Annotated in this window: 11 protein-coding genes and 1 pseudogene; 5 read left to right on the top strand and 7 right to left on the bottom strand. The window is 72.0% G+C overall.

From position 1 onward, the window contains the following. The 5 genes and pseudogenes from DKL51_RS01440 to ftsY form a co-directional block, all read right to left on the bottom strand. Positions 1–958 (bottom strand): annotated as a pseudogene (locus DKL51_RS01440) ([protein-PII] uridylyltransferase); the annotation flags it as partial. 55 nt (positions 959–1013) lie between these two features. Continuing rightward, positions 1014–1352, bottom strand: coding sequence for a P-II family nitrogen regulator (locus DKL51_RS01435; protein WP_013284578.1), 339 nt, complete (start codon positions 1350–1352; stop codon positions 1014–1016). A gap of 25 nt (positions 1353–1377) precedes the next feature. Beyond that, positions 1378–2757 (bottom strand): ammonium transporter, encoded by a 1380-nt coding sequence (locus DKL51_RS01430; protein ID WP_109945640.1) that lies wholly within the window; start codon positions 2755–2757, stop codon positions 1378–1380. Between the two features lie 230 nt (positions 2758–2987). Beyond that, a complete protein-coding gene (locus tag DKL51_RS01425) occupies positions 2988–3851 on the bottom strand; it encodes a phosphotransferase (protein ID WP_185734664.1) in 864 nt (287 codons plus the stop codon). Positions 3852–3857: 6 nt separating this feature from the next. Continuing rightward, the gene (gene ftsY, locus DKL51_RS01420) at positions 3858–5042 is read right to left on the bottom strand and encodes a signal recognition particle-docking protein FtsY (protein WP_109945638.1); all 1185 of its coding nucleotides are present in this window, start codon (positions 5040–5042) and stop codon (positions 3858–3860) included. A gap of 144 nt (positions 5043–5186) precedes the next feature. Here ftsY and DKL51_RS01415 point away from each other — a divergent pair, with 144 nt between their 5' ends. The 5 genes from DKL51_RS01415 (at position 5187) to DKL51_RS01395 (ending at position 10171) form a co-directional block, all read left to right on the top strand. Then, complete coding sequence (locus DKL51_RS01415) at positions 5187–6899, top strand: alkaline phosphatase D family protein (protein WP_124811640.1); 1713 nt, start codon at positions 5187–5189, stop codon at positions 6897–6899. Positions 6900–6918: 19 nt separating this feature from the next. After that, the gene (locus DKL51_RS01410) at positions 6919–7356 is read left to right on the top strand and encodes a MarR family winged helix-turn-helix transcriptional regulator (protein ID WP_243420556.1); all 438 of its coding nucleotides are present in this window, start codon (positions 6919–6921) and stop codon (positions 7354–7356) included. Positions 7357–7467: 111 nt separating this feature from the next. Beyond that, complete coding sequence (locus tag DKL51_RS01405; RefSeq protein WP_109945636.1) at positions 7468–9087, top strand: MDR family MFS transporter; 1620 nt, start codon at positions 7468–7470, stop codon at positions 9085–9087. A gap of 13 nt (positions 9088–9100) precedes the next feature. Continuing rightward, the gene (locus tag DKL51_RS01400) at positions 9101–9598 is read left to right on the top strand and encodes a universal stress protein (RefSeq protein ID WP_109945635.1); all 498 of its coding nucleotides are present in this window, start codon (positions 9101–9103) and stop codon (positions 9596–9598) included. A 42-nt stretch (positions 9599–9640) separates the two neighbouring features. Then, positions 9641–10171: a DinB family protein gene (locus tag DKL51_RS01395; RefSeq protein WP_109945634.1), complete on the top strand. Its 531-nt coding sequence runs from the start codon at positions 9641–9643 to the stop codon at positions 10169–10171. A gap of 72 nt (positions 10172–10243) precedes the next feature. On the opposite strand, the gene DKL51_RS01390 is transcribed toward DKL51_RS01395, so the two are convergent. Together DKL51_RS01390 and DKL51_RS01385 are read right to left on the bottom strand one after the other, a co-directional pair. Beyond that, on the bottom strand, positions 10244–10864 hold the full coding sequence (locus tag DKL51_RS01390) for an HAD family hydrolase (RefSeq protein WP_124811639.1): 621 nt from the start codon (positions 10862–10864) through the stop codon (positions 10244–10246). Then, positions 10864–11966 (bottom strand): AAA family ATPase (locus DKL51_RS01385; protein WP_148097700.1); only part of this gene is annotated, 1103 nt, incomplete at its 5' end. The genes DKL51_RS01390 and DKL51_RS01385, both read right to left, overlap by 1 nt.

Genomic DNA, 11966 nt, shown 5'->3' with positions numbered 1-11966 from the left:
GGACGGGGCGGCCGTCGGCGCCCCGGCGGCGGCCGGAGCGGAGCCGGTCGGCGGCCCGCCAGGCGTCGTCGAGGGCGTGGCTGACGGTCCGGGCATCCCCGGCCACCCGGCGCAGCAGGGCGTCGCCGTCGCCGGCTTCAGCGACGGCTTCAGGTCGCCGCGCGGCGTCAGACGCGCCGAGCTGAAGTTGTCGGAGCGGCGCGGCGTCAGACGCGCCGAGCTGAAGTTGTCGAAGTCCGAGCAAGGCAGCCACCCCGTCGCGTTCCTGCGCGACGAGCCGGTCGACCCGGCGGCCGACCTGCTGGTGCAGGGCGTCGCGGGTGTCCAGCAGGCGCAGGTGGGCGGCGCGGACCACGGGGCGCAGCGCGTCGGTGATGCCGGCGGTGGCGATGGCCCGGAGGATGCCCACGTCGCGCAGCCCCCCGGCGGCCTCCTTCAGGTCCCCCTCCAGCAGGAAGGCCAGCTCGCCGTGGGTCTCCCAGCGGGCGGCGGTGATCTCCTTCAGCCCGCTCAGCTGGCGGACGGCGGTACGCCGCCAGTGGTCGGTCGCGGTGTGGATCAGCGAGTCGGCGAGCGCCCGGTCGCCGGCGACGAAGCGCGCGTCGAGCAGGCCGAGGGCGACCTTGACGTCGTCCTGGGCCACCGAGAGCGCCTCGGCGACGGTACGCACCGAGTGGTCGAGCCGCAGTCCGGCGTCCCAGATCGGGTACCAGAGCGAGGCGGCCAGCTCGTCCGTTCCGGGCACTCCGGCGTGCAGCAGGACGAGGTCCAGGTCCCCGTACGGGGCGCACTGGCGCCGCCCCAGGCCGCCGACGGCGATCAGGGCGATGCCGTCCCGCGCCGGCAGCAGCCGAGTGAGCCAGGCGTCGATGGCCTCCGCCCGGCGGACCCGGGCCGCTTCGCCGATCCCGCCCGGCACGCCGACGACCCCGTTGACCAGGAGATCGGCGTCGGCGATGACCGGGGGGTCCGACGCGTCACTCCTGACCAACGGGGTCATCTGGGCTGGCCTCCTACAGGGCGTCGAGGCCGCGTTCGCCGGTCCGGACCCGGACGACCTCCTCGACGCCGGTGACCCAGACCTTGCCGTCGCCGATCTTGCCGGTCCGGGCGGCGCCCACGATGGCGTCGACGATCTTGTCGACGTCCATCTCGTCGGTGAGCACCTCGACCCGGATCTTGGGCAGGAACTCGACCGTGTACTCGGCACCCCGGTAGACCTCGGTGTGCCCCTTCTGCCGGCCGTACCCCTGGACCTCGCTGACGGTCAGGCCGGCCACGCCGAGGGCGTGCAGGGCCTCCTTCACCGCGTCCAGCTGGTACGGCTTGATGACCGCGGTCACCAGCTTCATGTCCAACCCCTCCATTCCTGGAACGTTAACCGGCGACCTTTTCGCTGACCGGGGCGTCTTCCGCCGTCGGCTTGGTGCCGGCCGGGGTCAGCCCGGCCATCGCGAACGCGCCGCCCGTGCTGCTGCCCGTGGTGGGCGAGAGGTCGTACGCGCTCTCCGCGTGCTCGGCGACGTCGATGCCGGCGACCTCGGCCTCGGCGTCGGACCGCAGGCCGATCGTCTTCTTGATGATGAAGGCGATCAGCGCGGCCACTGCGCAGGAGTAGACCGAGACGATGCCGCTGGCCAGCGCCTGCCGGCCGAGCTGGGTGACCCCGCCACCGTAGAACAGGCCCTCGCTGGCGCCCAGGCCCTCGATGGCCGAGTTGACCTGGAGGGTGGCGAAGAGGCCGATGGAGAGGGAGCCGATCCAGCCGCCGACGAAGTGCACGCCGACCACGTCGAGCGAGTCGTCGAAGCCGAACCGGTACTTCAGGCTCACCGCGAGCGCGCAGACCGCGCCGGCGACGAGGCCGAGCAGCACCGCCGGGAGCGGGGCGATGAAGCCGCAGGCCGGGGTGATGGCGACCAGACCGGCGACGGCGCCGGAGGAGGCACCGACCATGGTCGGCTTGCCGTTGCGCAGCCACTCCACCGCGATCCAGCCGAGCACGGCGGCGGCGGTGGCGACCTGGGTGTTGACGAAGGCGACCGCGGCGGTGCTGTCGACGGTCAGCTCGGAGCCGGCGTTGAAGCCGAACCAGCCGAACCAGAGCAGACCGGCGCCGAGGGCGACCAGCGGCACGTTGTGCGGCTTGAAGCTCTCCTTGGGCCAGCCGATGCGCTTGCCGAGGACCAGCACCACACCAAGAGCGGCGGCGCCGGCGTTGATGTGCACGGCGGTACCACCGGCGAAGTCGAGCGCCTTGATCTTGGAGCCGATGAAGCCGCCGCCCCAGATCCAGTGCGCCACCGGAACGTAGACCAGGGTGAACCAGGCGAAGGCGAAGAGCAGCCAGCCGGAGAACTTGAGCCGGTCGGAGAGCCCACCGGAGATCAGGGCGACGGTGATCACCGCGAACATCATCTGGAAGACCATGACGACGTACGTGGGGATGCCGGTGCCCGTGCCGAGGAAGAGCCACTCCTCGCCGATGAACTTGGTCTGGGTGCCGAAGTACTGGGTGAAGCTGCCGATCAGGTTGTTGGTCCCGGCGCTGTCGTTGGTGCCGAACGCCAGGGTGAAGCCGTAGATGACCCAAAGAACGGAGATGAGCCCGATGGACGAGAAGCTCATCATCATCATGTTGAGCACGCCCTTGGACCGGTTCAGACCACCGTAGAACAGGGCCAGGCCGGGCGTCATGAGCAGCACGAGCGCAGACGACAAGAGCAACCAGGCGGTGTTGCCGGTGTTGATCTCCACGCTGCCTCCTCTCGGTGTGGAAGTCCTCCTCCGGCTGAAACCTGGCAGCATCGCCCGTCAGCCGGTTGCGCGGAAGCTTGGTCGGCGGCTGTTTCCTTCACCGACACCGCTCGATTTCCGGCCCGTGACGGCTTGTTTCCGGCGTGTGAAGAACCTCGATCTTGGACCCGGCAAACAGACAGAGTGGCCGTTCCGACGAGGAACCGGCCACTCTGTCGTCGCGTCGGAGGTCAGCGCAGTGCGTACTCGAGGGCGTGCCGTTCGTAGTCGAGCAGCCGCAGGTCGCGCATCGGGCGCCGGAGGTGCCCCTTGTGCACGATCCGGACGAACGCCGGGTCGCCGGCCGCGGCCATCCGGCGGATGCCCTCGACGTGGTCGACGATCCGCTTGCGGATGGTCCGGATCAGCCGGTGCCGGTCCCGGGGGATCAGCCCGTACGCGTCGGCGAACAGCCGCAGCCGGCGCGGCCGGTCCGGGTGCTTCCAGCCGAGCGTGATCGAGTCCCGGTCGGAGAAGATCGGCACCCAGGTCCAGGCCGCGTACGCCACGTCGTAGATCCGGGCACCCGGCGAGGCCAGGTCGAAGTCGATCAGGCCGAGGGTGCCGTCGGGCCGCCAGATCACGTTGTGCGGGGCGGCGTCATGGTGGCAGATCACCTCGGTGTCCGGCGGGGGCGGGCCGAAGGAACGCCAGACCGCCCCGGGTGGCGGGGTGAAGCCGTACTGAGCGTCGTGGAACATCCGCAGCATGGTCGCCACGGTCACCAGCGCCTCGTCGGTGACCCAGTGCCGGGCCAGCGGGTACTCCCCGCACTCCCCCTCCAGGTACGACAGGACCTCCCGGTTGCGCTCGTCCATGCCGAGGGCGCGCGGGGCGCCGGTGAAGCCGACGTACTCCAGGTGGCGCAGCAGCGCGTGGACCGAGGGGGTCCACGGCCCGGCGTTGCGCCGGACCGTGTCACCCACCCGGACCACGGTGCTCACGTTCCCGCCGTGCAGCGGGATCTCCTGCGAAGTCACGTACGGTCTCCCGAGGCGCGGCGACGGATGGCTGGGTTCGCGCCACCCCGCGTAGGCGCGATCGTCAGTCGTCACCCGAGGTTACGCGTCCCGGGCGAGCGGCTCGGTCCCGAGCAACGCGTCGACGAACTGCGCCGGCTCGAACGGGGCCAGGTCGTCCGGGCCCTCGCCGAGGCCGACCAGCTTGACCGGGATGCCCAGCTTGCGCTGCACGGAGATCACGATCCCGCCCTTGGCGGTCCCGTCGAGCTTGGTCAGCGCCACGCCCGTCACGTTGACCACCTCGGTGAAGACCCGGGCCTGCTCCAGGCCGTTCTGGCCGGTGGTGGCATCCAGGATCAGCAGGGTCTCGTCGATCGGGCCGTGCTTCTCCACCACCCGCTTGACCTTGCCCAGCTCGTCCATCAGGCCGACCTTGTTCTGCAGGCGGCCGGCGGTGTCGATCAGCACCGTGTCGACGACGGTGTCGATGCCGCGCTTGACCGCGTCGAAGGCGACGCTGGCCGGGTCGGCGGCCTCGGGCCCGCGGACGGTCTCCGCGCCGACCCGGCTGCCCCACGTCTCGAGCTGGTCGGCGGCGGCGGCGCGGAAGGTGTCGGCCGCGCCGAGCAGCACGGTACGGCCGTCGGCGATCAGCACCCGGGCGATCTTGCCGCAGGTGGTGGTCTTGCCGGCGCCGTTGACGCCGACGACCAGCACGACCGCCGGCACCCCATCCTTCGGGGCGGTCTTCAGCGACCGGTCCAGCGTCGGGTCGAGGGCGTTGACCAGCTCGGCGGCGAGCAGGGAGCGCAGTTCGGTGGCCGAGCGGGTGCCGAGCACCCGGGTCCGCTCGCGGAGCCGGTCGACGATCTCGCGGGTCGACTCGACGCCGACGTCGGCGGTGATCAGGCTGTCCTCGATCTCCTCCCAGGTGTCCTCGTCGAGGTGGTCGCGGCTGAGCAGGCCGAGCAGGCCCTTGCCGAAGACGTTCTGCGAGCGGGACAGCCGGGAGCGCAGCCGGACCAGCCGGCCGGCGGTGGGCTCGGGGACCTCGATCGGCACCTCGACCACGGGCGGCGCCTCGACCACCGGTGGCGGCTCGACGAGGATCCCGGTGGAAACCTCGGATGGCGGTGCCTCGACTGCCTCCTCCGGCCGGGCCTCGACCTCCGTCTCCGGCAGCGGCGGTTGGGGACGCCGGCGCAGCCGCGGCACCACCAGGCTGAGGCCGCCGAGGATCAGCACGCCGAGCAGGGCGAGTACGACGAGGAGGTATTCCTTCATGCCGAAATCCTGTCAGATGCCGGCGGCGCCGTCCCAATCACCGCCTCCGCACGCGGGGGACCTGCGGGTACGCTCGCCGCAGCCAGGCGTGCCGAAACCGCCGTCGGGGTAGAAAGGCGTCCGGTTCTCACCTCGGAGGTGCCCGTGCCCAGTTCCCGCCTGCTCATCGGTCCGTTGCTGCGACGGGTCGTCGGCACGCGGGCCACCGTGTGGGTGGAGACCAGCGGGCCCGCCGTGGTCACCGTCCGCACGGCCGACGGGGCCTCGGGGACCGCGCCGACCTTCACCGCGTACGACCACCACTACGCGATCGTGGTGGTCGAGGGGCTGGCCCCGGACAGCGCCGCCACGTACGAGGTGCTCCTCGACGGCGAGGTCGCCTGGCCGGTGCCGGAGAGCGGCTTCCCGCCGAGCGTGATCCGTACCCGGGCGGTCGACGACCGGGATCAGCCGGTCACCCTGCTCTTCGGCTCGTGCCGGGAGACCACCCAGCACGCGACCGCCCGCCGGCTGCCCCCGGACGCGCTCGACGCGTACGCCCGGCGGGCGATGGCCGACCCGGACCCGGCCGCCCTGCCCGACCTGCTGGTGCTCCTCGGCGACCAGGTCTACGCCGACGTCACCTCGCCGACCGTGCGGCGGTTGCTGAAGCGGCGCCGGAGGCGGCCGAAGGGCGCCCCGGCGACCCAGGTGGTCACCTTCGACGAGTACACCAAGCTCTATCTGGAGTCGTGGCGCGACCCGGAGATCCGCTGGCTGCTCTCCATCGTGCCGAGCGTGATGATCTTCGACGACCACGAGGTGATCGACGACTGGAACACCTCGGCCGCCTGGCGGGCGGACATGCGGGAGCAGTCGTGGTGGGCGGAGCGGATCCGCAGCGGGCTCGCCTCCTACTGGGTCTACCAGCACCTGGGCAACCTCTCCCCGGATGAGATCGCGGCCGACCCGGTCTACGCCAAGGTCACCGCCGCAGAGGACGCCACCGGCGTGCTGAACGAGTTCGGGGAGCGGGTCGACAAGGAGGCCGACGTCGCCCACGACACCGAGCGGTGGCGGGCCGTGCAGTACCAGTGGAGCTACGCGCTCGACCTGGGGCGCACCCGCCTGGTCGTGCTGGACAACCGGTCCAGCCGGGTACTGGAGCCGGGCAACCGGGCGATGCTGCCGCCGGGCGAGTGGTCCTGGTTCCTCGACCGCGCGCACGGCGTCTACGAGCACCTCGTCGTCGGGGCCTCGCTGCCGTGGCTGCTGCCGCCGGGCATCCACCACGTGGAGGCGTGGAACGAGCGGCTGGCCGACTCCCGCCGGCCGTGGGTGGCGAAGGTGTCCGAGCAGATCCGCCGCGCCTGGGACCTGGAGCACTGGGCGGCGTTCAACCGTTCCTTCGAGGCGCTCGGCGCGCTCTTCGCCCGGCTGGGCAGCGGCCGGCCGGGGCGGCCCGGCGACCGGGTCGGTGCCGGGCCGGCGTACCCGCCACCGGCGTCGATCAGCGTGCTCTCCGGTGACGTGCACCACTCGTACGTGGCCCGGGCCCGGTTCGCAGACCGGGGCGTCCGTACCCCGGTGCACCAGCTCACCTGCTCCCCCATCCACAACCAGGTGCCGGCCGGGATGCGCCCGCTGATGAAGCTGGGCTGGTCGCCCGGGCCGGCGGCGGCCACCCGGGCGCTCGCCCGCTCGGCCGGGGTACGCCGGCCGTCGGTGCGGTGGAAGAAGCTGGCTGGGCCGTACTTCGGCAACGCGGTGGCCACGCTGACCCACCGGGGCCGGACGGCCGAGGTGGTGATCGAGGGGACCACCAGCGACGGCCACCTCCGCACGGTGGCGCAGCACCGGCTGACCGGCAAGGGTTGACCAGCCGTACGCTCTCTGCGTGGACGATCACCTGCCGGAGACCCTGCGGGACGTGGAGCACGAGCTGACCGCGCTGCTGCGCCGCGGCCGGGCGCTCTCCTGGGAGATCGCCCGCGAGGTGCACCCCAACCTGGAGCCCAACACGTACGGGCTGCTGCTGTGGCTGCGCCGCTCCGGCTCGATCCGTCTCACCGATCTGGCCGCGAAGCTGGGCGTCGGCAAGGGCACGCTCAGCCGGCAGATCCACGGCCTGGAGACCCTCGGTCTGGTCCGGCGGGACCCGGACCCGACCGACCGGCGGGCCGCCCAGCTCAGCCTCACCGAGGAGGGCACCCGCCGGTTCGACGCGGCGCGGGCGGCCCGGCTCGGCCAGATCCGCCGCACGCTGGAGAGCTGGCCGAAGCGGGACGTGGCGGACTTCGCCCGCCTGCTGCACCGGTTCAACGAGACGTTCTGACCCGGACGGGACGGAATAGATCTGCGCCACGTCCGGTTGTTGCTCGAGGCAACCAAGCCCTACGGTTGCCTGAGGCAACCCCCCTTCTTCTCCATTCGGAGGCACCCCACGATGACCCAGGCGCCAGCGCCCACTCGGGCGACCGCCGTCAACATGACCCACCGGCAGATCCTGGAGGCACTCTCCGGCCTGCTGCTGGGCATGTTCGTCGCGATCCTCTCCGGCACGGTCGTCTCGAACGCGCTGCCACGGATCATCACCGAGCTGCACGGCGGCCAGTCCGCGTACACCTGGGTGGTCACCTCGACGCTGCTCGCCACCACCGCGACCACCCCGATCTGGGGCAAGCTCGCCGACCTCACCAGCAAGAAGATCCTGGTCCAGCTCGCCCTGGCGGTCTTCGTGCTCGGCTCGGTGCTGGCCGGCCTCTCCCAGTCCACCGGGCAGCTCATCGGCTGCCGGGTGATCCAGGGCGTGGGCGCCGGCGGTCTCACCGCCCTGGCTCAGGTGATCATGGCGACGATGATCGCGCCGCGCGAGCGGGGCCGGTACAGCGGCTACCTCGGCGCGGTGATGGCCGTCGGCACCATCGGCGGCCCGCTGATCGGCGGCGTGATCGTCGACACCGACTGGCTCGGCTGGCGCTGGTGCTTCTACGTCGGCGTGCCGTTCGCCATCCTCGCCCTGATCGTGCTCCAGAAGACGCTGCACCTGCCCGTGGTCAGGCGCCAGGTGAAGATCGACTGGTGGGGCGCCACCCTGATCACCGCCGCCGTCTCGCTGCTGCTGATCTGGATCACCCTCGCCGGCGACAAGTACGACTGGATCTCCTGGCAGACCGCCGTCATGGTGATCGGTGCGCTGCTGCTCGGCGCCCTCGCCATCCGGGTCGAGAACCGGGCCGCCGAGCCGATGATCCCGCCGCGGCTGTTCCGCAACCGCACCATCACCCTCGCCGTGGTGGCCAGCATCGCGGTCGGCGTGGGCATGTTCGGCGCCTCGGTCTTCCTCGGCATGTACTTCCAGATCAGCCGCGGTGTGAGCCCGACCAAGTCCGGCCTGATGACCCTGCCGATGATCCTCGGCCTGCTGGTGGCCTCCACGGTCGTCGGCCGGATCATCACCAACACCGGCCGCTGGAAGCGGTACCTGGTCGCCGGCTCGGCGCTGCTCACCATCGGCTTCGCGCTGATGGGCACGCTCCGCGCGGACACGCCGTACTGGCGGCTCAGCATCTTCATGGCGCTGGTCGGCCTCGGCGTGGGCATGACCATGCAGAATCTGGTCCTCGCCGTGCAGAACACCGTCGGCGTGCACGAGCTCGGCGCGGCCAGCTCGGTGGTCGCCTTCTTCCGCAGCCTCGGCGGGGCGATCGGCGTCTCCGCGCTCGGCGCGGTGCTCGGCCACAAGGTCAAGGACTACATCGCCGACGGGCTGGCCGGGCTCGGCATCAAGGCGTCCAGCTCCGGCAGCGGCGGGACCCTGCCGGACGTGCACACCCTGCCCGCCCCGATCCGGGCGGTGATCGAGTCCGCGTACGGGCACGGCGCCGGAGACATCTTCCTGGCCGCCGCCCCGTTCGGCCTGATCGCCCTGATCGCGGTTTCCTTCATCAAGGAGGTACCGCTGCGCCGGCACACCGGCGACCCGCTCGCCGACGAGGTCGAGCAGGAGTCGACGGTGGCCGCCGGCGGTGGCGCCGCCGTGGTTCGGACCGGTATCCACGACTGAGCGAGGTGACGGCATGAGCGTCGGAGCACCGCTGGACCGCGAGGACTACGGCCCCCAGGCCCGCCCGCTGCCGTACGAGCGGGGCACCGACGGCCCCCGGGTGGTGCTGGTGGGGGTGGACGGCACCCGCACCTCGCTCCGCGCCGGCTCGTACGCCGCCGGGCTGGCCCGTCGGCAGGGTGCCGGCCTGGTGGTGGTTTTCGTCAGCTCCCCGGCCGCCTACACCGCGATCATGTCGGGTCTGGTGGCGGGGGCCGTCCAGCAGGCCCACGACGAGCTCGCCGCCGAGCTACGGGCTGATTGCCGGCGCGGCGCCGAGGAGCTGGGCCTGCCGGTGACCTTCCTGTGCCGGCGCGGGGACGCGTACAGCGAACTCTGCAAGGCGGCGGACGAGACCCGGGCGGACCTGGTGGTGGTCGGATCGTCCGAGCAGGCTGGCCACCGCTTGCTCGGGTCGGTCGCCACCCGCCTGGTCCGCACCGGCCGTTGGCCCGTCGTCGTGGTGCCCTGATAATCGCTCGCGGCTGTCGTACCCGGCGACCACGATGTGCCGATGACCTGGAGAGCACCGGAGATCACCCGGACCACCGAACCGTACGTCGCCGACGAGCGCACGATGCTGGAGGGCTGGCTGGACTACCACCGGCAGACCCTGCTGATGAAGTGTGCGGGGCTGACCGCTGAGCAGTTGAAGACGCCCAGCGTCGAGCCGTCCGGGCTGACCCTGCTCGGGCTGGTCCGGCACATGGCCGAGGTGGAGCGCTGGTGGTTCCGGGTCCGCGCCGCCGGGCAGGACGTCGGCGGCCTCTACGGCACCGAGGAGGACCCGGACGGCGACTTCAACAATGCCGCCGACGCCGACGCGGAGGCCGACTTCGCCACCTTCGCCGCCGAGGTGGAGGCGGCCCGGGCCGCCGCCGCCGGCCTGTCGCTGGACCGGACCTTCGAGCGCCGGCGCCGCGACGGCAGCAGCGACCAGTTCAATGTCCGCTGGGTCTACATCCACATGATCGAGGAGTACGCCCGGCACAACGGCCACGCCGACCTGATCCGGGAACGCATCGACGGCGTCACCGGCGACTGACGCGCGGCATGGCGCGGCGCCCCGACGTAAGGGGGCGCCCCGGCCTGTCCATCCGCGCCGCGCGTCCCTCGCTCAGTACGCCAGCGCCGCCCGCAGGTAGCGCAGGTCGCTGTGCCCGCTCCACCGGTGCGCGGAGAGCCCGGCGGCACGGGCACCCCGGACCGCGCGGTCCTCGTCGTCGGTGAAGAGCACCCGCGCCGGCGGGGTCTCCAACGCCTCGCAGGCCGCCTGGAAGTACTCCTTGGCAGGCTTGTGCACGCCGACCACCGAGGAGTTGACGATCACGTCCAGCTCGTCGGTCAGGCCCAGCGCGGCCAGGTCGGCGTCCAGCAGGTCGGTGGCGTTGGTGCCCAGCCCCACCCGTACGCCGGCCGCGCGGACCTCGCGGATGAACCCGAGCACGTCCTGGTCGACCTCGCCCCGGTAGCGCTGCCACTCCTCCACCGCGGCGCGGGCCCGCTCGGGGCTGCCCGCCGACGGGGTCAGCGCGTCCGCCACGCTGGCCACCCACTCGGCGTGGCTCACCTGGCCGGTCAGCACGGGCTGGAGCAGCCCCCAGGACATGGCGATCTCGCCGAGCACCCCCTCGGAGAGCCCGTACCGCCGCTCGACGTCGGCGGCCACCGCCGGGTCCCAGCGGCGCAGTACGCCGTCGAAGTCCACCAGGAGCGCCGTCGCGCGTTCCCGAGCCACTACCCGTTCTCCTCGCCGCGGCCAGGCCGCTCGTCGTCGTCGGCCCGGTTGAGCCGTTGGCTGATCACCTGGGTGACCCCGCTGCGCATGGTCACGCCGTAGAGCGCGTCGGCGATCTCCATCGTCCGCTTCTGGTGCGTGATGACGATCAGCTGGCTCTTCTCCCGCAGCTGTGCCAGCAAGGTGATCAGGCGGCCCAGGTTCACGTCGTCGAGCGCCGCCTCCACCTCGTCCATGATGTAGAACGGGCTGGGCCGGGCGCGGAAGATTGCCACCAGCATCGCCACGGCGGTCAGCGACCGCTCACCGCCGGAGAGCAGCGACAGCCGCTTGATCTTCTTGCCCGGGGGCCGCGCCTCCACCTCGACACCGGTGGTGAGCAGGTCCTCCGGGTCGGTGAGCACCAGCCGCCCCTCGCCGCCGGGGAAGAGCACGGTGAAGACCTGCTCGAATTCCCGGGCGGTGTCCTCGAACGCGCTGGCGAACACCTCAAGGATCCGGTCGTCCACGTCCTTGACCACGGTGAGCAGGTCCCGGCGGGTGGCCTTGAGGTCCTCCAGCTGCTCGGAGAGGAACTTGTAACGCTCCTCCAGCGCGGCGAACTCCTCCAGCGCGAGCGGGTTGACCTTGCCGAGCAGGGCCAGTTCCCGTTCCGCCTTGGCCGCCCGCTTCTCCTGCACCGGCCGCTCGTACCGGACCGGCTCGGGGGCCGGCAGGCCGTCCTTCTCCGCCGCCGCGACGTCCACCTGGGTGGGCGGGACCAGCTGCGTCGGGCCGTACTCGGCGATCAGGGTCTCCACGTCGAGGCCGAAGTCCTCGGCCGCCTTGGCCTCCAACTGCTCGATGCGCAGCCGCTGCTCGGCGCGGGCCACCTCGTCCCGGTGCACCTGGCTGGTGAGCCGCTCCAGCTCGGCGCCGAGGCGCTTGGCCGCGCCGCGTACCTCCTGGAGCTCCGCCTCCCGCGCGGCGCGCTCCCGCGCCACGGCGTCGCGGTGCTCCTCCGCCTGGGCGATCGACGTGGTGAGCCGGGTGAGGGCCTCGCGGGCGCCGCCGACCACGGCTCGGGCGATGGCCGCGCCGCGCGGGAGGCGGAGCTCCAGGA

It is taken from the genome of Micromonospora globispora (genome assembly GCF_003857015.1).
In the GTDB taxonomy this organism is placed as follows: domain Bacteria; phylum Actinomycetota; class Actinomycetes; order Mycobacteriales; family Micromonosporaceae; genus Micromonospora; species Micromonospora globispora.
Note: the sequence above shows the minus strand (reverse complement) of the source record. Positions and strands in the feature narration are given on the sequence as shown.

Bases quoted from the DNA above. Each gene is read 5' to 3' on its own strand.
- DKL51_RS01435 (WP_013284578.1), bottom strand. From the start codon at position 1,352: ATGAAGCTGGTGACCGCGGTCATCAAGCCGTACCAGCTGGACGCGGTG.
- ftsY (WP_109945638.1), bottom strand. From the start codon at position 5,042: ATGAAGGAATACCTCCTCGTCGTACTCGCCCTGCTCGGCGTGCTGATC.
- DKL51_RS01405 (WP_109945636.1), top strand. From the start codon at position 7,468: ATGACCCAGGCGCCAGCGCCCACTCGGGCGACCGCCGTCAACATGACC.
- DKL51_RS01400 (WP_109945635.1), top strand. From the start codon at position 9,101: ATGAGCGTCGGAGCACCGCTGGACCGCGAGGACTACGGCCCCCAGGCC.
- DKL51_RS01395 (WP_109945634.1), top strand. From the start codon at position 9,641: ATGACCTGGAGAGCACCGGAGATCACCCGGACCACCGAACCGTACGTC.